Raw genomic sequence first — 22,727 nt, 5'->3', positions numbered from 1 at the left:
TCAGGCCGCCGCATAAATGATCCACGTGACTACGCCAAAAATCTCCAGATTCTCCTCCTCGTTCACCTCAACCGCTGGCCGATTGGGGCTCATCGGCAAGAGCCGTAAAGTGGGGTGAAGCTGGAGTTTCCGCACTGAGAATTCGCCATCAACGCTGACGATGACAATGCTGCCTTCCCTGGCGCTGAGCGCGCTGTCGACCACCAAGAGATCGCCATCATGAATATTGGCATCACTCATTGCGTGACCGGAGGCACGTACGAACCAAGTCGCGCTAGGATGTTTAACCAGTAGCGTATTCAGGTCGATACGCTGTTCAACATAATCCTGCGCCGGTGAGGGGAAAGCACCCATAGTTACCATCCATCGCTGTATTTATTTGACTGTATTTATATACAGTATTATGAGTTATGGGAGCCGATCAAGCGGATTATCAGGCGCTAAACCGAACGCGTTGAAGAGTGAGGGAATTTAGTTAGTCATCGACAGAGGGAAGAAATTCGCACTGGTTTTGTATGAGGTCGGCGCGGACTGTGAAGCTTCTCACAGATGTATCACTACTTAGCGATCAATATCTTTAAGTAATAATGTTATCTATGTATAACATTGATACATAGAAGGAGGGGTTATGTTTAAATCCAAGGTATACGCAGTTGATGAGGCTGTATCAAAAATCCCGCCGGGTGCCACTGTATTAGTGGATGGGTCGGGAGGAGGAGTGAATGAGCCGGGTTATATACTCGCCGCGCTGAAAAAACGCTTTGAACGCTATGGATCGCCGGGCGGACTAACGGTGGTTCATCCGAGTGGAATGGGCGATGGTCAGGGAGGTGGAATCGATTATTTAGCCAATCCACGCTTGGTAAGAAAAGTTATTGGCGGCCACTGGAGTTGGTGTCGGCAGATGCAGGATTTGGCGGTAACCGATCAAATTGAGGCCTGGTGCCTTCCGCAAGGCGTGATGTCCCATCTTCTGCGTGTCATTGCGAGTAACGGGCCGGGGCTTATTAGTCGCGTAGGATTGGGCACTTTTGTTGACCCGCGAATTGATGGTGGACGCATTAACCAGCGAGCAACGGGTGAGCATGTTCGATTGATGACGCTTGAAGAAGAGGAGTTTCTGTTTTTCCGCGCCTTCCCCATTGATGTTGCCATCATACGCGGCAGTGTTGCAGATGAGGATGGCAACATGACAATGGATGAAGAAGGTCTAAACGCAGAAACGCTTTCCGCAGCTCAGGCAGCAAAAAATTCCGGCGGTATGGTGATTGCCCAAGTTAAGCATCTGGCTGCGCGCGGAAGTCTTGACCCACGGCGAGTGAAAGTGCCGGGGGTACTGGTAGATGCTGTGGTTGTCTGCCAAGAGCAGCGGCTCTCTTTTGCCACGGAATGTGACCCCAGCCTAACCGGTACGTTACGCATTCCTGGCGGGCAATTTCCCTTGCTGCCGATGAGTGCGCGGAAAGTGATTGCGCGACGCGCAGCCAAGACGTTGCAAGAAGGAGACATCGTTAACTTGGGGTACGGTATGCCAGATGGTGTGGCATCTGTTCTTGCTGAGCAAGGACAGGGGGACATGGTGACGTTTACGCTAGAGCAGGGGCATATCGGCGGAATACCCGCCACGGGTTCAGATTTTGGCATGGTGCGCAATCCACAGGCAATGCTTGATGCTGGTTATCAGTTCGATTGGTATGACGGAGGCGGCCTGGATATTGCCATTCTTTCATTCGCTGAAGTGGACCAGCAAGGTAACGTGAACGTCAGCAAGTTTGGCGGACGCGTTGCCGGTATCGGTGGTTTCGTCAATATTTCGCAGGGCGCGCATCGCGTGGTATTTGTCGGAACCTTCAAAGCGGGCAAACAGAGGCAACACTTCAGTTCTGATGGCATCAAGATTGAAGCAGAAGGGCATGCGCGAAAGTTTGTTAACAAACTTGAACAAATCTCTTTTAGTGCATTTTACGCGAGCAAACGTAATCAGCCAGTCATCTATATTACAGAGCGTTGCGTATTTGAGCTTGGTCCTGAGGGGCTGGTTTTGACCGAAATTGCGCCGGGTGTCGATCTTGAAAAGGATATTCTTGCTCAGATGGACTTCAGGCCAGGCATTGCGTCGACACTGAAGATGATGGACCCGGCGTTATTTGGCTCGCCAGTCATAGCGCAATCCACAGTGGGAGCGTGCTCATGAATGTATTACAGATAACATCAGCGGGTGCGTGCGTTACGTTACGTCTGAATCGCCCGGAGAAACGTAACGCACTTAATAAAGCATTGTTACAGGCCATCCGGGATGCGTTAAATACTTTACGCCATGAGCGCCATCTCAAACTTCTGATTATCCGTAGCGCCGGTGATAAAGCGTTCAGCGCAGGCGCGGATATTAAGGAGCAGACGATGTTCACACCGCAACAGGCGTATGACCATATGCGTTGGGGGCAAGCGATTTTTGATGAAATCGAACATTTCCCGTTACCGACGCTGGCAGTAATCGATGGATTTGCGCTGGGCGGCGGTCTGGAGTTGGCACTGGCATGTGATATGCGTTTTGCTACCACACGGTCCAGCTTCGGTAATCCTGAAATTACTCTTGGCAATCATCCCGGCTGGGGCGGCACTCAACGTTTACCACGTTTAATCGGGCAGTCGTTTGCTCGCGAAATTATGTTCAGCGGTTTGCCGGTCTCCGCAGAGCGGGCATTACAAATGGGGCTGGTTAACCAACTGTTCGTGCCGGAAACGCTGGATGCGGGGGTTTGCCGCTTTGCGGAGGCTATTTGCCAGCATTATACGCCAGCGCTCCGAACGCTAAAGGCAGTGACTGAGGCGGCAAACCATACGGATATGGAACGTGGTCAGCAGTTGGAAGCCAGTAGTGTGAGCCGATTATGGGGCGCTGCCGCGCAAAAAGAAGCTCAGTACGCCTTTTTTAATAAAACCTGAAAAATAAAATCTACCTTCGTTGAAGTTATAGATGAAGGTTTTTACCGCTATCCTACATTTATATCCTGTGAGGTAATGATATGGACAGAGTTGCGCTCTCGCCACGTCGTTGGTTTTATATAATGCCCGTTGTGTTTATTACTTACAGCCTGGCATTTCTTGATAAAGCGAATTACAGTTTTGCCGCTGCGGGAGGAATTAACGATGATTTAGGTATAACAAAAGGGCTTTCCTCCCTGATTGGTGCGCTTTTCTTTATGGGGTATTTTGCATTTCAAATACCCGGAGGTATTTTGGCAGAGCGCACCAGCGTAAGAAAATTACTGGCGATAAGTCTGATTATCTGGGGGCTTTGTGCCACTGCCACCGGTTTAGTACACAGTGTTCCTATTCTGATCGCTCTACGTTTTATATTAGGTGTAGTTGAAGCAGTAGTTATGCCTTCGCTGCTGATTTTGACGGCACGCTGGTTCAGTAAAAAAGAGCGTTCTAAAGCAAATACTATTTTCCTGCTTGGAAACCCTATCACTATTTTGTGGATGTCAATTTTATCCGGTTATCTGATCGATAATTGGGGATGGCGCCATATGTTTATTGTTCAGGGGGTTCCGGCCATTGCGTGGGCAATTGCCTGGTACTTACTTATTCGCGACCATCCATCAGAGGTCAGTTGGCTGAGTGAGGACGAAAAGGCAGCCATTGCCAGCACGCTGCAGCGCGAACAGGAGGATAAGCCGGAGATGGCCGGTTATGGCATGGTTTTCCGTTCATCCAATGTACTAAAACTGTCGGGTTGGCTGTTTTTGCAGAGTATTGGCTACTACGGCTTTTTGATGTGGTTACCCTCTATTATCCGTGCCTCTTCCAGTTCAATGTCTCATACGGGGTGGCTTGCTTCGTTGCCGTATGGTCTGGCGGTTATTTTTATGCTGATAGCCGGTTGGCTTAGCGATAAGTTGCAGAACCGAACCCTCTTTATTGTTTGGCCAATCGCACTTGCCGCTCTGTGCTTTATGCTGTTATCGGTAGCCGGAACCGAGCATTTTTGGTTTTCTTATACCTTGTTGACGCTAGCAGGTATCGGCATGTACGTACCGTTTGGTTCGTTTTTTGCTTCGATTGCCGATGTTCTGCCAGGCTCAATGGTTGGAGGGGCTACCGGGATGATCAATTGCTGTGGGTCTCTGGGCGCTTTTTTGGGGGCCTATCTGGTGGGTTTCCTGAACGCTATGACGGCATCGACGACCTCATCCTACGTTCTGATGGCTGCATGTTTACTGGGATGTTCGCTGCTTGGTAAATCCATAAAGGTTCATCACACGGGTAATGTGAGAGAGTCAGGCCCTCCCGTGATGCAATGAGACAATGGCAACAAAAAAGCCTGCATATGCAGGCTTTTGGGGATCAATCGATTAGCGAATAGTTTGCAGTTCCGTCAACGCCTTAAGAAAATAATAATCACCATATCCTGTGGCCTGGTCAATTCCTAATCCATGCGGAAGATCAGCGGTAGCGTGAGCCAGTAAGCCCTCATTATCGACAAGAATACAGTGATTGCTCAGTGCTTTTAGCAGGGATTCCGCCACCATGAGGTACTGCTTTTTGCCGGTCAGCCTATATAGGCGAAGCAGACCATATGCGCTGATAGCACCCGCAGAGGCATCTTTAGGGGAATGGGCATCAGCATCGTAGTCCCACTGTGGAAGAGTATCTGCGGGTAAATGGTTAATAATGAACGCCGCAACTTTTTCTGCCGCGGCAAGATAGGTGTCATTGTTTAGCTGGTGCGCCAGTATCGCCAGACCGGTTACGGCCCAGGCTTGCCCTCGAGCCCAACGGCTCTCGGCTCCCATCCCCTGGTAAGTATCGCCGCGTAGACCTTTACCCTGTTCATCGAAATGGTAAACGTGATAAACCGAGCCATCCTCACGCAGGTGATGGGCGAGCGCTTTTTCCGTATGGGTATGCACTACATGTAACAACGTCCGATCGGCTCCCTGTTTGACGGCCCAAACTAACAACGGTAAGTTCATCAACGTGTCGATAAGTACGCTGTTTGACCATTCCTGCCCACCGAAGAATCCCCAGCCCGGAATAAAGCCGCCCTGGGGATTAAACTGTTTACCCAAACTGTGCGCTGCTGTTATTGCCGCCTTTTTCCAGGTTTCATTGCCTGTGAGACGCCAGCCGGTAAGGGCGGCAGGATAGAACATAAACCCCAAATCATGATTACGGATGTCATTGGCGCGGGGCAGTAGTCGCTCAGTAAAATGCGTTGCGCGTTCCAGTAGGGCATGATCCTTACTGTGATGCCAACTCAACCAAAGTACGCCAGCCCAGAATCCTCCGGTCCAGACACCATCGGGCGTAAAACCGTATTTGCCCTGTTCGGTAACGTGCGGGAAATCGTTAAACATCCTCGCATTCTGCTGCGTTTTTTTCACACACTTCGCGATCGCGTTTTCTAACCAAGTCATTGTGGCCTCATTTAACGATGGAGAAATTACTTCACATTAAATGTATTATTGTTATTACATTGAGTCAAAATGGCGAAGTAAAACTGTGATCTGAACTGCTTGAAGTGCAAAAGGATTTAACGGGAATAAGAATGTGTTATACATATAACTTTAACGCATCAAACGGGTAATCTGAGGTGGTACGGTGACGGTAATAAATGAAAGGAAAGGAAATTATTCTTTGCTGGATGCAAATAGTCCAGTGCCTCTTTTTCACCAGTTACGTGATCTTCTCGATCTTTGGTTTCATCAGGCATTTACTCTTGATGATGATCTTCCCACTGAAAAAGAGATTACCGAGAGGTTTGGCGTCAGCCGGATTACGGTGCGGCGGGCGCTTGATGCGCTGATTAATGAAGACATTGTTATGCGGCCAAAGTCACGTGGTCGGCTTCGTTTAAGGCGCACTTCGCCGGTTCAACGGCTTAATCGCCTAAGGGGTTTTTTTACCGATGACCTACTGGCTGCCGGTATCCAACCCTCGACGAAAACGCTCTCTTTTAACCGAACCATCAATGAGCGCGTCAATGCTTCACTTCACTTGCCCGCCGATGCAGAGTGTTTCTGTGTCGAACGGTTGCATTATGCGGCTGAACAACCTGTTGCTCATCAGTTATCTTACATTCCGGTCAGTTTGCTACCCCAGTTGGAAACCTATGATTTGTCGAAATCGTTGATGGCGATTTTTGACCAGGCGTTGCCCAGCCCCATCCACCGAGGAGAACAGCAGCTTTTGGTAAGGAATGCGACTCTCGATGAGGCATTACATCTGGAGTTACCTGTCGGTTCTGCGGTGATTTTAATCAAACGTGTTGCTTACATGGAGAATGGCCAGGCGGCAGAGTATTTTATTGCCACCATGAACCCTAAGTTCTACCAATTCTCAATGACCGTATACGCGGAAGATTAAATCGTAACTGGCTCTAATCCGTCAGCCTTATAACCGCGTGCTCATCAGCGCGAGGTTTACGCATTACGCTGATATTGCCGCTTAACCTGCGAGAAAGCGCCATTGTGCCTGGCGAATGACAAATCCCTGTCTATACTGATTGGGTAGGTGTCCGCAGAAGCGTTGTCGCGAGATGAAGCCGGGGAGAGAAATCCGGTCAGGAAAAAGCAGAAACTGAGGAGATTTTCCGTCGTCATAATGATAAAAATAGTACCGTATTCATCTCTGTCAGGCGTGCTGCCAACCTGCTACAGGCTCACGTATGATGATGACTTCCTTTCGCAACATTCAACAATTTCCTCACGCGATGGCGATTCAGGCGGCTAACCTGATATGTGCCCGACATGAACCCTACGCTTCTGGCTGCTATTTGCCCGGTCGCATAGTGTGTTCTACCCATTGAAACAGGAGGAAAATGAGTGACAAAGGTAGCAAGCGCACAGGACACATTACCGGCGCCGAGCGGCGGCCTATATGCATTTTTCTTTGATGTAGATGGCACGCTGGCGGCTATTTGCCCACGCCCGGAGGAGGTATCGATTCCGCAAACGGTGCGCGATACGCTGGTGGCGTTATCCACACTGAGTAATGGAGCGCTGGCGCTGGTCTCGGGCCGCCCGATTCAGGAGCTTGATGCTCTGAGCGCGCCATTGCATGCGCCATCGGCTGGCGTACACGGCGCTGAACGGCGCGATGCGGCGGGCGAACTACACCGTATTACGCTACCGAATGAGATGGAAGCGACATTAAATGAAATGCTCACCGAGAGCATGGCGCGCTGGCCGGGCGCGCAATTAGAAACCAAGGGAATGGCATTCGCGCTGCATTATCGCCAGGCGATGGAATATGAAGAACAGATTCTGCAATTAGCGGAGTCGGTCGTTGCACGGTTTCCTGAGCTGGCTTTGCAGCCGGGGAAATGCGTGGTGGAGATCAAGCCGCAAGGGATTGATAAAGGTGCGGCAATCAACGCTTTTATGGACGAAGCGCCGTTTACCGGACGAATTCCGGTATTTATTGGTGACGATTTGACCGATGAGGCCGGATTCCTCGTGGTAAACGCCCTACAGGGTATTTCGGTCAAAGTAGGTGAAGGTTCCAGTTATGCGCGTTATCGCCTGAAAGGGGTGAATGACGTGTACGCATGGCTTGAACAGATGAAATTACAATTAGAGCAAGACAAAACAACGTCGGTAAGGAGTCAAGGTTATGAGTCGCTTAGTGGTCGTATCTAACCGTATCGCTATTCCCGATGGTTCCGGCGGTGCCGGTGGTTTGGCTGTCGGTATTTTAGATGCGCTAAAAACGACGGGAGGAGGATTATGGTTCGGCTGGAATGGAGAGATCAGCACTATAGGAGAGGAAGAGGAGAGTGAGAAGGTCGCGAGCGTAGAAAAAGAGGGAATTACCTATGCCTCTTTTCCGCTGAGTCAGAATGATTATGACCTCTACTACTGTCAATTCTCCAATACCGTGGTTTGGCCCGCCTTTCATTACCGGCTGGATCTGGTGCAGTTCCAGCGCGAAGCATGGGAAGGCTATTGCAGCGTTAATGAGCTGCTGGCAAAACGTTTGCAGCCGCTGATTAAGCCGGATGATATCCTGTGGATCCATGATTATCATTTACTGCCTTTTGCCGCCGCGCTGCGTAAATTAGGCGTAAACAACCGTATCGGTTTTTTCCTGCATATTCCGTTCCCAACGCCGGAAATTTTCAACGCGCTGCCGCCGCATAAAGAACTGTTAGAGATGTTGTGTGAGTATGATTTGCTCGGATTCCAGACCGAGAGCGATCGCGTAGCGTTTCTGGAGAGCCTCTCTTTATTAACTCAGGTTCAGAACTCCGGCGCCAAGCAGCATCGTGCCTTTGGCAATCGTTTTGCGACCGAAGTGTACCCAATAGGGATTGAACCAGACAGTATTAAAGAGATGGCGGAAGGACCGTTGCCACCGAAGATGGCGGCAATGAAACGTGAGCTGGGCGATGCGAAAAACATTATCGCCTGTGAACGGCTGGATTACTCGAAAGGGTTGCCAGAGCGCTTTTTGGCTTACGAAGCGTTATTGGAAAACTTCCCGCAGCATCGCGGCAATATTCGTTATTCACAGATTGCCCCGACGTCGCGTGGCGACGTGCAAGCGTACCAGGATATACGCCATCAATTGGAAACCGAAGCCGGGCGCATTAACGGTAAATATGGCACGCTGGGCTGGACGCCGCTCTATTACCTTAACCAGCATTTTGACCGGCGCTTACTGATGAAGATTTTCCGTCTCACTGACGTCGGGTTAGTCACACCGCTACGTGACGGCATGAATTTAGTGGCGAAAGAGTACGTTGCGGCACAGGATCCTGATGATCCGGGCGTGCTGGTGTTGTCACGTTTTGCCGGTGCGGCCAACGAAATGACGTCGGCATTAATCGTCAACCCATACGATCGGGATGAAGTGGCTGCCGCGCTGGATAAGGCGCTGACCATGCCGCGAACAGAACGTATCTCGCGCTATAACGATATGATGGCAGTGTTGCGAAAAAATGATATTTCGCATTGGCGTGAAAGTTTTCTGAAAGATCTACGCGCGATTACACCGCGTGGCGATGATCATGCGACGGCCAGTAAAGTTGCGACCTTTCCGCGGCTAGCATAAAACGCTAATCGGCAGGCAACAGCGCGTTGCCTGCCCGATAGCGCGTTATAACGGCACAATCAACACATCCACATCACTGCGATCGATCACGCGCCGTGCGGAACCTATCAGGGTATTAAAAAAGGCCTGACTGTGGTTACCGCACACCACTAAATCAATATGCTGATGTTTACAATGCGCACAAACGTGTTCACTGAGTTCGCCATACACGATATGGGTTTTCTCTATCGGGTAGTTGGCGCGCGCTTTCAACTCCTCAAGAAACAGTGTGATCTCCTCCTGCATTAATTCGCGCATGTTCTCCAACATGGGCGCGGCGAAGCTGTTATACAACTCCGGGTCGGACGCCAGCGTAATCAAACTCACTTTACCGGCGTTCGGACGTACCACAGAAACGGCTTTCTCTACCAGCAGATGACTTTCTGGTGTCATTGCGACGGCAACGAGTACATGGTGCCAAGACATGACGTCCTCCTGATTGACGAAAAAGAAACCGAATAAAAAACTGCGACTCGCTTAAGTATAGAAAAGAGCGTAATGACCGGTTATACGCCGCGTTGGTTAAAAAGTGCGTGTTTGATCGCCTAATCACCAGAAAAAGCGAAAAAACATTAAAGCTATTATTGAAAGCGCCGATATTCAGTGTCGCTAATCTAAAACCTGCACAAAAACATTCGCATTTCTAATGTAATCAAGGGTTACATCTCCTGTCATTCGCTAAACGTAAGGATCGCATTGTTAACGTATCGTTGCTAAAAAGCGCGTAAAAGCGTCAGGTCGTTGGCGGTCGATGACATTTTTCATTCGGGATGATTTCGCTAACTAATTAAAAAGTCAGGGACTGTCGCGATTAGGAAATAGCTTTTAATGCTATCTTTTCTGGAATTATTGAATGTTAATTTCGCGTGTTCAGATTTTTATTGTGTGCTTAGTCACAATTTTCGGAAAGATAATCGTTTTCATTTTTTTAGCCCCTGGTTGAAGTATTTTTGTTAAAAAATGGCCTTTTTGATTAAAAAGTGAGCTATTCAACAGTGTCACTGATGAGTTTTTAGTGAAAATTTGGCTTAAAAGTGTGATGTGCGTCACACTTTATCTAAAATTTCGCTTTTGGCTCGTTGTATGTCGAAATCAGAGGGGATAGAGTTGCGCTGTTTTCGGATTAATCTTAAAAATTTGTAAGAGAACGTCATGGAAGAGGTTACGACTCGAAAGAAGAATGGCCTGGGATTACGACTATGACTGAATCAATACCCCTGTGGGCAATGAAACAGCTTCCGAAGAACGTTTGGCTTATGCCTGTAATTTTTTGCCATCTTTATACTCGCCATACTTTACGTTGCATGCATGTGGGTAGCACGCATGAATCTAGCCAATATAGCCCGCTATATGGCTGAAGGTTCACGTTATTGTCACCTTTTTGCACCGCGAATTATTTAGAGTTTTGATTTACTAGCCAGCAACCAAGAAAGCGGTAGTCATTCCGCAAACGTTAAAAGTAGTGTCAGTCAGGATGGGAAAAATAATGGGTACATCAGAACTACTCAAACATATTTACGACATTAATCTGTCATATTTATTGCTTGCGCAACGTTTAATTAATCAGGAAAAAGCCTCCGCAATGTTTCGTTTGGGCATTGATGAATCAATGGCTAACGCATTATCGCAATTAACTTTGCCGGAAATGGTAAAGCTGGCGGAAACCAATCAGTTAGTTTGCCAGTTCCGTTTTACCGATCACAATACAATCAGTCGCTTAACGCAAGAATCTCGCGTTGATGACCTTCAACAAATTCATACTGGCATCCTGTTATCCAGCCGGTTATTACGCGATGTCTCCGCCAAAGAAGAGACGCCGAAAAAGAGGGCTATGTAAATGAGCGAAAAAAGCATTGTCCAGGAAGCGCGTGATATACAACTAGCGATGGAGTTAATTACGCTGGGTGCACGTTTGCAAATGCTGGAAAGCGAAACTCAGCTCAGCCGCGGTCGTCTTATTAAATTATATAAAGAGTTACGCGGTAGTCCTCCGCCAAAAGGAATGCTGCCATTTTCAACCGATTGGTTTATGACTTGGGAGCAGAATATTCATGCTTCCATGTTCTGTAACGCCTGGCAATTTATGCTGAAGAGTGGATTGAGTCAGGGCGTTGACGCGGTAATCAAAGCTTATCGCCTGTACCTTGAGCAGTGTCCGCAGGGTGATGAAGGGCCGCTACTGGCGCTGACGCGTGCCTGGACATTGGTGCGTTTTGTTGAAAGCGGCATGCTGGAGCTCTCCGCCTGTAAATGTTGCAACGGCAGTTTTATTACCCATGCGCATCAGCCTATTGGGAGCTTTGTTTGCAGCCTGTGCCAACCGCCATCACGCGCGGTAAAAAGACGTAAACTTTCCGTCGATTCTGCCGATAACCTTCCACAACTGCTGGATGAACAGGTTAAACTCGCCGTTTAAGTTTGTTCGCAACGTGGAATGACATCCAGCAGCGGTTATTACCGCTGCTTTTTTTTTGCCCGCGTTGCTGAATAACACCGTTGACTCTCTGGCTTAACTTCTACCCACCCGTTACTGACGTAAGGATTTATTGTGCTGGTTATCTTGGGTTATATCCTTGTAATGGCATCAGTGTTGGGCGGCTACGTCTTGGTAGGCGGTCATCTCGGTGCGCTTTATCAGCCTGCGGAATTGCTGATTATCGGCGGGGCCGGTATTGGCGCGTTTGTGGTCGGTAATAACGGCAAATCCATTAAAGCGACCTTACACGCGCTGCCGCGTTTGATGCGCGGCTCAAAATATAACAAAGCGGTGTATATGGATCTGATGGCATTGCTCTACCGGCTAATGGCGAAATCGCGCCAGCAGGGCATGCTGTCGTTAGAAAGAGATATAGAAAATGCACGGGAAAGTGAAATTTTCGCTAATTACCCGCGAATTCTTGCCGATAACCGGTTAGTCGATTTTATCACCGACTATCTGCGATTAATGGTTAGCGGCAATATGAATGCATTTGAAATTGAAGCCTTAATGGACGAAGAAATAGAAACCTACGAGAACGAATGCGAGGTGCCGGCGCAAAGTCTGGCAACGGTCGGCGATTCGTTACCGGCGTTTGGGATTGTGGCTGCGGTGATGGGCGTGGTGCATGCCTTGGCCTCCGCCGATCGCCCGGCGGCTGAGTTGGGCGCTTTGATTGCCCACGCAATGGTTGGCACCTTCCTGGGTATTTTGTTGGCCTATGGCTTCGTTTCACCGCTCTCTTCGGTTCTGCGCCAAAAATGCGCCGAAACCACCAAAATGATGCAGTGCATTAAGGTGACGTTGCTCTCTAGCCTAAACGGCTATGCGCCGCAGATTGCGGTAGAGTTCGGGCGTAAGACGCTGTATTCCACCGAGCGCCCCTCATTTACCGAACTGGAAGAGCATGTACGGAATGCGAAATCACCGGCTAAACAGACAGCGGATCAGGACGCATGAAACACAACAACCGCCCAATAGTGCTGGTCAAACGGCGCAGAGTTAAAAAGCGCGAGGGCGGACACGGCTCATGGAAAATCGCTTATGCCGATTTTATGACCGCGATGATGGCGTTTTTCTTGGTGATGTGGCTGATTTCCATCGCCGATCCCCAGCAGTTAGTACAGATTGCGGAATATTTTAAAACGCCGTTAAAAGTGGCATTAACCGGTGGTCATCGTAGTAGTGAGAGCGAAAGCCCGATCCCGGGTGGCGGCGATGATCCCACTCAGAAAGCCGGTGAAGTGAAAAAAGTGGTCGATATGGATGCGCAAAAACGCAAGCTGGACGAGATTCGCCTTAATCGCCTGCGCGAGCGGCTGGATCAATTGATTGAGTCTGACCCGCGGCTCCGGGCATTACGGCCGCACCTCATCATCAATATGGTGGAAGAGGGGCTGCGCATCCAAATTATTGATAGCCAAAACCGGCCAATGTTTAAAACCGGCAGCGCAGAAGTCGAGCCCTATATGCGCGATATTTTGCGCGCTATTGCGCCAATACTGAATGATATTCCGAACAAAATTAGCCTGGCAGGTCATACCGATGATTTCCAATACGCCAGCGGCGACCGCGGCTATAGCAACTGGGAGTTGTCTGCCGATCGGGCGAACGCATCGCGCCGTGAATTGGTCATGGGCGGGTTGGATGGCAACAAGATGCTGCGGGTCGTTGGCATGGCCGATACCATGAAATTAAAAAATCGCGGCGGCGATGACGCGGTTAACCGGCGTATCAGTTTGCTGGTACTGAATCATGACACCGAAGCGCAGATAGAAAAAGAGAACGCCGAAAGCGATGCGGTGCAAATCACCGATCCGGAAAATATTAAACAGATTACCGCGCCCGCACAGCCTTCTGCGAGCACGCTTAACCCTGACCTTCAACCCTCACAGGCTGCGAATACGCAGACGGTGACGCCGGTAGCCTCACTACCGGCTGCGCCGATGCGCGCGCCGCAGCCTAATCGCGACTCACAGCAGAGGTGATACCGTGAGCATGGATATCAGCGATTTTTACCAGACCTTTTTCGATGAAGCCGATGAATTGTTGGCGGATATGGAGCAACACCTGCTGGTACTCGATCCGCAGGCGCCAGACGCGGAGCAGCTTAACGCCATTTTTCGGGCGGCGCACTCCATCAAAGGCGGCGCGGGAACGTTCGGCTTCTCGGTGTTACAGGAAACCACGCATATTCTGGAAAACATTCTGGATGATGCCCGACGTGGAGAGATGCCGTTGAGTACCGATCTCATCAACCTGTTTTTGGAAACCAAAGATATTATGCAGGAACAGTTAGATGCGTATAAAGCCGCGCAGGAGCCGAACGCTGAAAGCTTTAAATATATTTGTGAAGCGCTGCGCCAGTTAGCGCTGGAAGCGAAGGGCGAAACGTTAACGGCCGAGCCTGCGTCAGCCGCCGTGATCGAAATGGCGCCCTCGCCAACGCCAACGGCTTCAGTGCAGAGCGGGCTGCGGCTGGTGTTAACCGATCTGAAAGCCGGCGAAGTGGATTTAATGCTGGAAGAGCTGGGTAACCTCGGCTCAGTGGTGGAGGCGAAAAAAAGCGCGACCTCACTCGAGGCGGTGCTGGATACGGCGGTCGGCAAAGACGATATTGTCGCGGTGCTGTGCTTTGTACTTGATGAATCGCAGATTCATTTCCCTGCGGCATCCGAGGCCGAGAGCGCATCGTCTCCGGAACCCGTAGCAGAGCGCGTCGCACCGGCGCCGCCAGTACTCGCCACGGTTAGCGACATCACTCCGGCGGCAAAACGTGACGTGAAAAAAACGCCAACGGCACCAGCCCGCACCAGTGAGGCAGGCAGTATTCGCGTTGCGGTCGAAAAAGTCGACCAACTGATTAACCTGGTCGGTGAATTGGTCATCACCCAATCGATGTTAGCCCAGCGATCTGGCGCGCTTGACCCGGTCATTCATGGTGACTTGCTGAACAGCATGGGGCAACTGGAGCGCAATGCGCGTGATCTCCAGGAGTCGGTCATGTCGATTCGTATGATGCCGATGGAGTATGTGTTCAGCCGTTTCCCTCGGCTCGTTCGTGACCTTGCCAGCAAATTGAACAAAGAAGTGGAACTGACCTTATTAGGCAGCTCCACCGAGCTGGATAAGAGTTTGATTGAGCGGATTATCGACCCGCTGACGCACCTGGTGCGTAACAGCCTCGATCACGGCATTGAGTCACCGGAAAAACGCGAGGCGGCAGGTAAACCGGCGGTCGGGAACCTAACGCTTTCCGCAGAACATCAGGGTGGCAATATCTGTATTGAAGTCACCGACGATGGCGCCGGTCTGAATCGCGAACGTATCCTGGCGAAAGCACTCTCGTCCGGCTTGCCGGTTAGCGAAACGATGAGCGACGAAGAGGTCGGCATGTTGATCTTCGCGCCGGGCTTCTCTACCGCCGAGCAGGTTACCGATGTTTCCGGACGCGGTGTGGGTATGGATGTAGTGAAACGTAATATCCAGGAGATGGGCGGCCACGTCGAAATCGCCTCGAAGCAGGGCGCCGGTACCACCATTCGTATTCTGCTGCCGCTGACGCTGGCTATCCTTGATGGAATGTCGGTACGGGTGGCGGATGAGGTCTTTATTCTGCCACTCAACGCCGTAATGGAGTCGCTACAGCCGCTGGCGGATGATTTGAAACCGTTGGCGGGCGGTGAGCGGGTGCTGGAAGTGCGTGGAGAATACTTGCCGCTGGTGGAGTTGTGGAATGTGTTCGATGTTGAGGGAGCGAAAACCGAAGCGACACAGGGCATTGTGGTGATTCTGCAAAGCGCCGGAAAACGCTACGCGCTGTTGGTTGATCAATTAATTGGTCAGCACCAGGTGGTGGTAAAAAATCTCGAAAGTAATTACCGCAAAGTGCCGGGCATTTCCGCCGCGACCATCCTCGGCGATGGCAGCGTGGCGTTGATTGTCGATGTTTCCGCACTGCAATCGTTGAACCGTGAAAAACGTGTGGCCGGCGCTGCCGCGTAAAATGAACCATTAAGGGTAAGGCTATGACTGGAATGGCAACTGTGACAAAACTGGCGGGCGAAACCGTGGGACAGGAGTTTCTGGTATTTACGTTGGGCGAAGAAGAGTACGGCATTGATATTTTAAAAGTGCAGGAAATTCGTGGCTACGATCAGGTAACCCGTATTGCTAACACGCCAACCTTTATCAAAGGCGTGACGAATCTGCGCGGAGTTATCGTGCCGATTATTGATCTACGCATTAAGTTTGCGCAGCCGGACGTTGTCTATAACGACAATACCGTGGTGATTGTGCTGAATTTGCAGCATCGGGTGGTGGGCATTGTCGTTGATGGCGTTTCTGATGTGTTGTCGTTAACCCATGAACAGATTCGACCAGCGCCGGAATTCGCCGTCACCATGTCAACTGAGTACCTCACCGGTTTGGGCGCGTTGGGCGATCGAATGCTGATCCTGGTGGATATTGAGAAGCTATTGAGTAGCGATGAAATGGCGTTGGTCGATAATTTGCGTAGCGCCTAACCTCTGTCGCCGGAGCAGGAGAGGTATTCTTGACTCCGGCTGATTGTCCCCCGCGTTTTAGTGCTTTCCACGCTTCTTTCAGACTCATCCCCATAAAGATCGCCACGCCGCTGCCGATAACCAAATCAGTTCATCGTGTTTCAAGGGAAACTATGTTCAGGCATATCAAAGTGGTTACCGCCTTGGTGGCGGTATTAGTGGTGTTTGGCGCACTTCAGTTAGTTTCAGGCGGGTTATTTTTTAATGCTTTAAAAGGCGATCGGGAGAATTTTACCCTCACACAGCAAATTCGACATGAGCAAAGTAATTTAAACGCCGCGTGGATTGCGTTACTTCAAACGCGCAATACCTTAAATCGCGCGGGCATTCGTTACATGCTGGACGCCGATAATATGGGAACCGGTAACACGGTTGCTGAGTTGGTCGCCAGCGCGAAAGCGCAGTTAAGCGTCGCCGAAAAACAGTTTGCTGACTACAACGCCGAATTACCGGGCGCGGTTAAAGCGTTGCCGCATGTACAGGCGATTAATCAGCAATACACCATTCTCCATGGCGCGTTGAGCGATCTGATCCAGATGTTAGGCGCTGGCAATTTAAAAGGCTTTGTCGAGCAGCCAACGCAGCATTACCAGGATAATTTTGAGCATGCCTGGAATAACTGGCTGCAAAACGCCAACGCTTTACTGGCTGCGGGCGCACAGCAAAATGCCACCGCCTATCATCACGCAATGTGGTTGCTGGGCATCGTCTTTGCGGTGGTACTGGTGGTGATTGCGTTGATCTGGAGCGGAATGCATCAACTGTTACTGCGTCCGTTAGCCGCCACCATCGCTCATATCCGGCATATCGCCAGCGGCGATTTGACCCAGACCATTACGGTGCATGGCCGCAATGAAATGAGTCAGTTAGCCGCCAGCCTGTTACATATGCAGCAAGCCCTGATCCGTACCGTGAGCAATGTACGTGCAGGTTCTGATGCGATCTATACCGGCGCCAGCGAAATCTCCGCCGGTAATAACGACCTCTCATCGCGTACCGAACAGCAGGCGGCTTCGCTAGAGGAGACTGCCGCCAGCATGGAGCAACTGACGGCCACGGTAAAACAGAATGCGGAAAACGCCCGTCAGGCATCACAACTGGCGCTGAGCGCCTCTGAAACCGCGCAGAAAGGCGGGAAGGTGGTCGATGGCGTGGTGAAAACCATGAGCGAGATTGCCGGCAGCTCGAAAAAGATTGCCGATATTACCGGTGTGATTGATGGCATTGCCTTTCAAACCAATATTCTGGCGTTAAATGCGGCGGTTGAAGCGGCGCGAGCCGGCGAGCAGGGCCGTGGATTTGCGGTGGTGGCGGGTGAGGTGCGTAACCTGGCGCAACGCAGCGCGCAGGCGGCGAAAGAGATCAAAACGCTGATCGAGGACTCGGTCAATCGCGTTGATACCGGATCGGTACTGGTGGAGAGCGCTGGTGAAACCATGATGGATATTGTCAACGCAGTCACGCGTGTTACCGACATTATGGGCGAAATCGCTTCTGCTTCCGATGAGCAGAGCCGCGGTATTGACCAGGTTGGGCAGGCGGTAACGGAAATGGATCGCGTTACGCAACAAAACGCCGCCCTGGTAGAACAATCTGCCGCCGCTGCCGGCGCGCTGGAAGAGCAGGCGAGCAAACTGACGCAAGCGGTCGCGGTATTCAGAATGAGTAAAGAAATGGCGGCGTCCGCCGTTAATCAAACTATCGGCAGTAAAACAACGCTCGAAAGCAGGCCCGCGGTACCGGCGCGTAAAGTCGCAACGACGGTCTCCGACGATAATTGGGAAACATTTTAATTGGCAATGATGGTCGCGCTCAGGCAGCGACCATACGGTCAGGAGGTTCTGATGTTGAGTCGTATCCGCGTGTCCGTCACCTTGGTGGTTATTTTAGCGATCTTTTGTGTGATGCAAATTATCGGCAGTGGCTTTTCGTTTAACGCATTCCGTTTGGATGCGGATAATTTTCGTCAGGTCGAACTCGGCGGACAGCAGCGCGATGCGCTAAGTCAGACGTGGGCGGCGTTACTCAGCGCGCGCGTCACCTTAAGCCGCGCCGGTACGCGCGCCGCACTCAGTTTACCGCGCGATCAGGTGGTTGGCCTGATGTCGATGGCGCAAAAAGACCTCGACAGCGCAGATGTCGCTTTCCGCGCCTTTATGGCAGTTCCGCGTCTGACAAAGGTTGGCGTGGCGATGACCAAAGACATGAAGGTGCGCTACGACGAATATCACCACGCGTTAGCGCAGTTAATTGTCTATTTGCAGAATTATCAATTACAGGATTTTCTTGATGCGCCAACCGAACAGGCGCAAAACGATTTCGAGAAAGAGTATGACCTGTGGAACCAGCATATCGCCGGAATTATCAGCCATGCGAAGCAGGCCAGCAGCGGATTCTATCTGCAATCCAAGTGGATTTTTGTCTTGGCGGTCGCGCTTTCGGTACTGATGACGGTTCTGGCGTTGTGGTGGTTGAAACAGGCGTTGATCAAACCGCTGGCGCTGATGCGTACGCATTTTGAACGCATTGCCTCCGGGAATCTCGGCGGTGAGATTGTCGCACACGGGCGCAATGAGATTACGCAACTGTTTATCGGCTTACGGGATATGCAACACAAGCTAGCGGAAACCGTCACGCTGGTACGTGAAGGTAGCCAAAGCATGCAGGTCGGCATTCGTGAAATCAGTGCCGGTAATAATGATCTCTCGGCGCGTACCGAGCAGCAAGCGGCCTCATTGGCGGAAACCGCCGCCAGCATGGAACAGCTAACCGCAACGGTCACCGGTAATGCCGACAATGCCCGGCAGGCGGCGCAGCTTGCGCGTGAGGCGTCAAACACGGCGCACAAAGGCGGCACCCTGACCGGTAACGTGGTGGTCACCATGAATGATATTGCCGCCAGTTCGCAAAAGATTGGCGACATTACCAGCGTGATTGATGGCATCGCTTTCCAGACCAATATTCTCGCGCTTAATGCGGCAGTTGAAGCGGCGCGGGCCGGTGAGCAGGGCCGCGGGTTCGCCGTCGTGGCGGGAGAAGTGCGCAACCTGGCGCAGCGTAGCGCCCAGGCGGCGAAAGAAATTAAAGGGTTAATTGAAGAGTCGGTTAGCCGGGTTGATCAGGGCGCGGTGTTGGTGGCGTCTGCCGGTCAAACCATGGAGGAGATCGTGCAATCGGTCACGCGGGTCACCGACATTATGGGTGAAATCGCTTCGGCCTCGGAAGAGCAACGGCGCGGTATTGAGCAAGTGGCGCAGGCAGTGAGCCAGATGGATCAGGTGACACAACAGAACGCCGCGCTGGTTGAACAGGCGGCGGCAGCCACTGAAGCGCTAGAGTCGCAGGCCGATAATTTAAATGGGGTCGTGATGCGTTTTTCGCTGCACGCAGCGCCAGAAGTCGTTACTCCCTCAGCAACCCTAGCGGGTTCGCCAGAAAGTGACATGGTTTTAACCCCTTAATCAGCGCTTTACCAGGTGGCCATCCATGAAAAAATCGACGTTGCCGGTTGCAGCCGGGAACGCAACGCTGCTCTCGCAAATGGTGCAGCGGCTGCCTTTGTCGGATACGCATTTTCGTCGTATCAGCCAGTTAATTTACCAGCGAGCCGGTATTGTGCTCGCCGATCACAAACGTGAAATGGTGTACAACCGCCTGGTCCGGCGGTTACGGACACTCAATATTGATGATTTTGGTCGCTATCTGGCATTGCTGGAAAATGACCCGACCAGCCCGGAGTGGCAGGCCTTTATTAATGCGCTAACCACCAATTTGACGGCTTTTTTCCGCGAGGCGCATCACTTTCCGATTTTGGCGGAACATGCAAAGCGTCGCGGCGGAGGGTACAGCGTATGGAGTACGGCGGCGTCAACCGGCGAAGAGCCGTGGTCCATTGCGATGACATTAGCCGAAACGCTTGGCGCCTCGCCGGGGCGTTTTCAGGTGCACGCCAGCGATATTGATACACAAGTGCTGGAAAAAGCGCAGGCGGGTGTCTATCGCCAGGAGGAGTTACGCACCCTGTCGCAACAGCAGTTGCAGCGTTTCTTTTTACGCGGGACCGGGCCGCATACCGGCATGGTGAGAGTACGCTCCGAACTGGCGCAAACGGTCAGTTTTGCCCGGTTGAATTTATTGGCGCATGAGTGGCCATTACCTGGCCCATTCGACGCAATTTTTTGCCGTAACGTAATGATCTATTTCGATAAAGAAACCCAAGAAAAGATCTTACGTCGTTTCGTTCCGCTGCTCAAACCCGGCGGATTGTTATTTGCCGGTCATTCGGAGAACTTCAGCCAGATAAGTAAAGAGTTTTGGCTGCGCGGTCAAACGGTCTATGGACTGACGAAGGAAAGATAATGAGCAAAATCACCGTGATGTGCGTTGATGATTCGGCGCTGATGCGACAACTGATGACGGAAATTATCAATAGTCATCCGGATATGGAAATGGTGGCGACCGCGCCAGACCCGCTGGTGGCGCGTGATCTGATCAAACAGTTCAATCCACAGGTGTTGACGCTGGATGTAGAAATGCCGCGTATGGATGGCCTCGATTTCCTGGAAAAGTTGATGCGTCTGCGTCCAATGCCGGTAGTAATGGTGTCATCACTGACCGGCAAGGGATCGGAGGTCACGCTGCGTGCGCTGGAGTTGGGCGCGGTAGATTTTGTGACCAAACCGCAGTTGGGGATCCGTGAAGGCATGCTGGCTTATAGCCAGATGATTGCCGATAAAGTTCGCGCGGCGGCACGCGCCAAGCTGCACGTGCGTGATCTCAAAACGCCTCCACCACTGCTGAAAGCCGGGCCGCTGTTGAGTAGTGAAAAACTGATTGCGATTGGCGCATCAACCGGCGGAACGGAGGCGATACGCCATGTATTGCAGCCGCTACCGGCGACCAGTCCGGCGCTGTTAATTACGCAGCATATGCCGCCAGGCTTCACCCGCTCATTCGCTGAGCGGCTCAACAAATTGTGTCAAATCACGGTGAAAGAAGCGGAAGACGGCGAGCGTATTTTGCCCGGACATGCCTATATCGCCCCCGGCGCGATGCATCTGGAACTGGCGCGAAGCGGCGCTAACTACCAAGTCAGGCTCAATGATGGGCCGCCGGTTAACCGGCACAAACCGTCGGTCGATGTGTTGTTCAGATCGGTGGCGCAATATGCGGGGCGCAATGCGGTTGGCGTGATCTTAACTGGCATGGGGAATGACGGCGCAGCCGGGTTGCTGGAAATGTATCGTGCTGGCGCGTGGACAATCGCGCAGAACGAAGCGAGTTGTGTGGTTTTCGGCATGCCGCGTGAAGCGATTGCGCACGGGGCGGCCAGTGAAGTGGTGGACCTTCACCAAATTAGCCAGCATATGCTGGCAAAAATCAGCGCCGGACAGGCATTACGAATTTAACGCAGGCTCGTCCCAAGAGGCGCGAGAAGAAACAGGAGTGGATATGGCAGACAAGAATATGCGTTTTTTAGTGGTGGACGACTTCAATACGATGCGTCGTATTGTACGTAACCTGCTAAAAGAGCTGGGATTTAACAATGTGGAAGAAGCCGAAGATGGCGCAGATGCGTTGAATAAACTGCGCGCTGGCGACTTTGACTTCGTGATTTCAGATTGGAACATGCCGAATATGGATGGGTTGCAATTGCTGCAAACCATTCGCGCCGATGGGGCATTAGGCAAATTGCCGGTCTTGATGGTCACGGCGGAAGCGAAGAAAGAGAACATTATTGCGGCAGCGCAAGCGGGCGCTAGCGGCTATGTGGTGAAACCTTTTACTGCGGCAACCCTCGAAGAGAAGCTGGGTAAAATCTTCGAAAAACTGGGTATGTAAGGAGACGTGATGAGCGAACTTCCGAAACCAGATCTGGATGCGGCCTCGGCACACGACATCATTTCTCGCATCGGGTCATTAACCCGGATGTTGCGAGACAGCCTGCGTGAGTTGGGGCTGGATCGGGCGATTGCCGAAGCGGCGGAAGCGATTCCTGACGCGCGGGACCGCCTGGACTATGTGGTACAAATGACGGCGCAAGCGGCGGAACGAGCGCTAAATTGCGTCGAAGCTGCGCAGCCGCGTCAGGCGCAGTTAGAGAACGGGGCGAAAGCACTCCAGTCGCGTTGGGACGCGTGGTTTGAACAGCCGGTCGAGTTGTCGGATGCCCGGCAGTTGGTTTCGGATACGCGTGGCTATCTGGCGGCGGTGCCACAGCATACCGCGTTTACCAATACGCAACTGCTTGAAATTATGATGGCTCAAGATTTCCAGGACCTCACCGGCCAGGTCATTAAGCGCATGATGGATGTGATCCAGGAAATAGAACGCCAGTTGCTCATGGTGCTACTGGAAAATATGCCGGAAGCCAACGCCCGTCAGAAAAATGAGAGCGCCAGTTTGCTAAATGGTCCGCAGGTCAATGCCGCAGCGCCTGGCGTATTGGCTAATCAAGATCAGGTTGACGACTTACTGGATAGTCTCGGTTTCTAATCTCTCCTGCAAGCGGGCAGCCGCCCGCTTGATTATCATCCCTGAAATAACCCCCATTTTCAGCGGTTACTCGCGCAATCAGCGGGCGAGGT

Annotated in this window: 20 protein-coding genes and 1 pseudogene; 18 read left to right on the top strand and 3 right to left on the bottom strand. The window is 51.6% G+C overall.

Translation table 11 applies throughout. The features are described 5' to 3' along the window. Positions 1 to 354 carry a translesion error-prone DNA polymerase V autoproteolytic subunit gene (gene umuD / locus PMPD1_RS13125; protein WP_354292612.1) on the bottom strand — a complete coding sequence of 118 codons (354 nt, stop codon included), beginning with the start codon at positions 352 to 354 and terminating at the stop codon, positions 1 to 3. A gap of 274 nt (positions 355 to 628) precedes the next feature. Between umuD and PMPD1_RS13120 the strand changes: the two genes are divergently transcribed. The 3 genes from PMPD1_RS13120 (at position 629) to PMPD1_RS13110 (ending at position 4,307) form a co-directional block, all read left to right on the top strand. Next, positions 629 to 2,194 carry an acyl CoA:acetate/3-ketoacid CoA transferase gene (locus tag PMPD1_RS13120; protein WP_173634466.1) on the top strand — a complete coding sequence of 522 codons (1,566 nt, stop codon included), beginning with the start codon at positions 629 to 631 and terminating at the stop codon, positions 2,192 to 2,194. Beyond that, entirely contained in the window at positions 2,191 to 2,946 is a 756-nt protein-coding gene (locus tag PMPD1_RS13115; protein ID WP_173634465.1) for an enoyl-CoA hydratase/isomerase family protein, read from the top strand. Before PMPD1_RS13120 ends, PMPD1_RS13115 begins: the two co-directional genes overlap by 4 nt. Before the next feature lie 80 nt (positions 2,947 to 3,026). After that, the gene (locus PMPD1_RS13110; RefSeq protein ID WP_173634464.1) at positions 3,027 to 4,307 is read left to right on the top strand and encodes an MFS transporter; all 1,281 of its coding nucleotides are present in this window, start codon (positions 3,027 to 3,029) and stop codon (positions 4,305 to 4,307) included. A 51-nt stretch (positions 4,308 to 4,358) separates the two neighbouring features. Here the strand turns inward: PMPD1_RS13110 and PMPD1_RS13105 are convergent, their stop codons facing one another. Beyond that, positions 4,359 to 5,423: a glycoside hydrolase family 88 protein gene (locus PMPD1_RS13105; protein ID WP_173634463.1), complete on the bottom strand. Its 1,065-nt coding sequence runs from the start codon at positions 5,421 to 5,423 to the stop codon at positions 4,359 to 4,361. A gap of 220 nt (positions 5,424 to 5,643) precedes the next feature. Between PMPD1_RS13105 and PMPD1_RS13100 the strand changes: the two genes are divergently transcribed. From PMPD1_RS13100 to otsA, 3 genes and pseudogenes are all read left to right on the top strand, one after another. Continuing rightward, positions 5,644 to 6,372, top strand: coding sequence for a GntR family transcriptional regulator (locus tag PMPD1_RS13100; RefSeq protein WP_173634462.1), 729 nt, complete (start codon positions 5,644 to 5,646; stop codon positions 6,370 to 6,372). Positions 6,373 to 6,830: 458 nt separating this feature from the next. After that, positions 6,831 to 7,624: pseudogene (gene otsB, locus PMPD1_RS13095) on the top strand (trehalose-phosphatase). Next, on the top strand, positions 7,621 to 9,060 hold the full coding sequence (gene otsA / locus PMPD1_RS13090; RefSeq protein ID WP_173634460.1) for an alpha,alpha-trehalose-phosphate synthase: 1,440 nt from the start codon (positions 7,621 to 7,623) through the stop codon (positions 9,058 to 9,060). The pseudogene otsB and the gene otsA overlap by 4 nt, the downstream one beginning before the upstream one ends. A gap of 45 nt (positions 9,061 to 9,105) precedes the next feature. On the opposite strand, the gene uspC is transcribed toward otsA, so the two are convergent. Further along, positions 9,106 to 9,525 (bottom strand): universal stress protein UspC, encoded by a 420-nt coding sequence (uspC, locus tag PMPD1_RS13085; RefSeq protein WP_173634459.1) that lies wholly within the window; start codon positions 9,523 to 9,525, stop codon positions 9,106 to 9,108. Positions 9,526 to 10,585: 1,060 nt separating this feature from the next. On the opposite strand from uspC, the gene flhD reads away from it, so the two are divergent. From flhD to cheZ, 12 genes are all read left to right on the top strand, one after another. After that, a complete protein-coding gene (gene flhD, locus PMPD1_RS13080; protein ID WP_173634458.1) occupies positions 10,586 to 10,936 on the top strand; it encodes a flagellar transcriptional regulator FlhD in 351 nt (116 codons plus the stop codon). Beyond that, on the top strand, positions 10,937 to 11,515 hold the full coding sequence (gene flhC / locus PMPD1_RS13075; RefSeq protein ID WP_173634457.1) for a flagellar transcriptional regulator FlhC: 579 nt from the start codon (positions 10,937 to 10,939) through the stop codon (positions 11,513 to 11,515). Between the two features lie 132 nt (positions 11,516 to 11,647). Continuing rightward, on the top strand, positions 11,648 to 12,535 hold the full coding sequence (gene motA / locus PMPD1_RS13070; protein ID WP_173634456.1) for a flagellar motor stator protein MotA: 888 nt from the start codon (positions 11,648 to 11,650) through the stop codon (positions 12,533 to 12,535). Then, positions 12,532 to 13,563 (top strand): flagellar motor protein MotB, encoded by a 1,032-nt coding sequence (motB, locus tag PMPD1_RS13065; RefSeq protein ID WP_173634455.1) that lies wholly within the window; start codon positions 12,532 to 12,534, stop codon positions 13,561 to 13,563. Before motA ends, motB begins: the two co-directional genes overlap by 4 nt. Positions 13,564 to 13,573: 10 nt before the next feature. Beyond that, positions 13,574 to 15,580 (top strand): chemotaxis protein CheA, encoded by a 2,007-nt coding sequence (gene cheA, locus PMPD1_RS13060; RefSeq protein WP_173636219.1) that lies wholly within the window; start codon positions 13,574 to 13,576, stop codon positions 15,578 to 15,580. 23 nt (positions 15,581 to 15,603) lie between these two features. Beyond that, complete coding sequence (cheW, locus tag PMPD1_RS13055) at positions 15,604 to 16,101, top strand: chemotaxis protein CheW (protein WP_173634454.1); 498 nt, start codon at positions 15,604 to 15,606, stop codon at positions 16,099 to 16,101. A gap of 152 nt (positions 16,102 to 16,253) precedes the next feature. Then, complete coding sequence (locus tag PMPD1_RS13050; protein ID WP_173634453.1) at positions 16,254 to 17,933, top strand: methyl-accepting chemotaxis protein; 1,680 nt, start codon at positions 16,254 to 16,256, stop codon at positions 17,931 to 17,933. 51 nt (positions 17,934 to 17,984) lie between these two features. Beyond that, positions 17,985 to 19,601, top strand: a complete 1,617-nt coding sequence (locus tag PMPD1_RS13045; RefSeq protein WP_173634452.1) for a methyl-accepting chemotaxis protein — start codon at positions 17,985 to 17,987, stop codon at positions 19,599 to 19,601. A gap of 25 nt (positions 19,602 to 19,626) precedes the next feature. Beyond that, positions 19,627 to 20,499, top strand: a complete 873-nt coding sequence (gene cheR / locus PMPD1_RS13040) for a protein-glutamate O-methyltransferase CheR (protein WP_173634451.1) — start codon at positions 19,627 to 19,629, stop codon at positions 20,497 to 20,499. Continuing rightward, entirely contained in the window at positions 20,499 to 21,548 is a 1,050-nt protein-coding gene (locus PMPD1_RS13035; protein WP_173634450.1) for a protein-glutamate methylesterase/protein-glutamine glutaminase, read from the top strand. The genes cheR and PMPD1_RS13035 overlap by 1 nt, the downstream gene beginning before the upstream one ends. Positions 21,549 to 21,591: 43 nt before the next feature. Further along, entirely contained in the window at positions 21,592 to 21,981 is a 390-nt protein-coding gene (gene cheY, locus PMPD1_RS13030) for a chemotaxis response regulator CheY (RefSeq protein ID WP_173634449.1), read from the top strand. 9 nt (positions 21,982 to 21,990) lie between these two features. Further along, positions 21,991 to 22,635: a protein phosphatase CheZ gene (cheZ, locus tag PMPD1_RS13025; RefSeq protein ID WP_173634448.1), complete on the top strand. Its 645-nt coding sequence runs from the start codon at positions 21,991 to 21,993 to the stop codon at positions 22,633 to 22,635. Positions 22,636 to 22,727 lie beyond the last annotated feature (92 nt).

It is taken from the genome of Paramixta manurensis (genome assembly GCF_013285385.1).
In the GTDB taxonomy this organism is placed as follows: Bacteria; Pseudomonadota; Gammaproteobacteria; order Enterobacterales; family Enterobacteriaceae; genus Paramixta; species Paramixta manurensis.
This window is presented reverse-complemented; position numbering and strand designations above follow the sequence as displayed.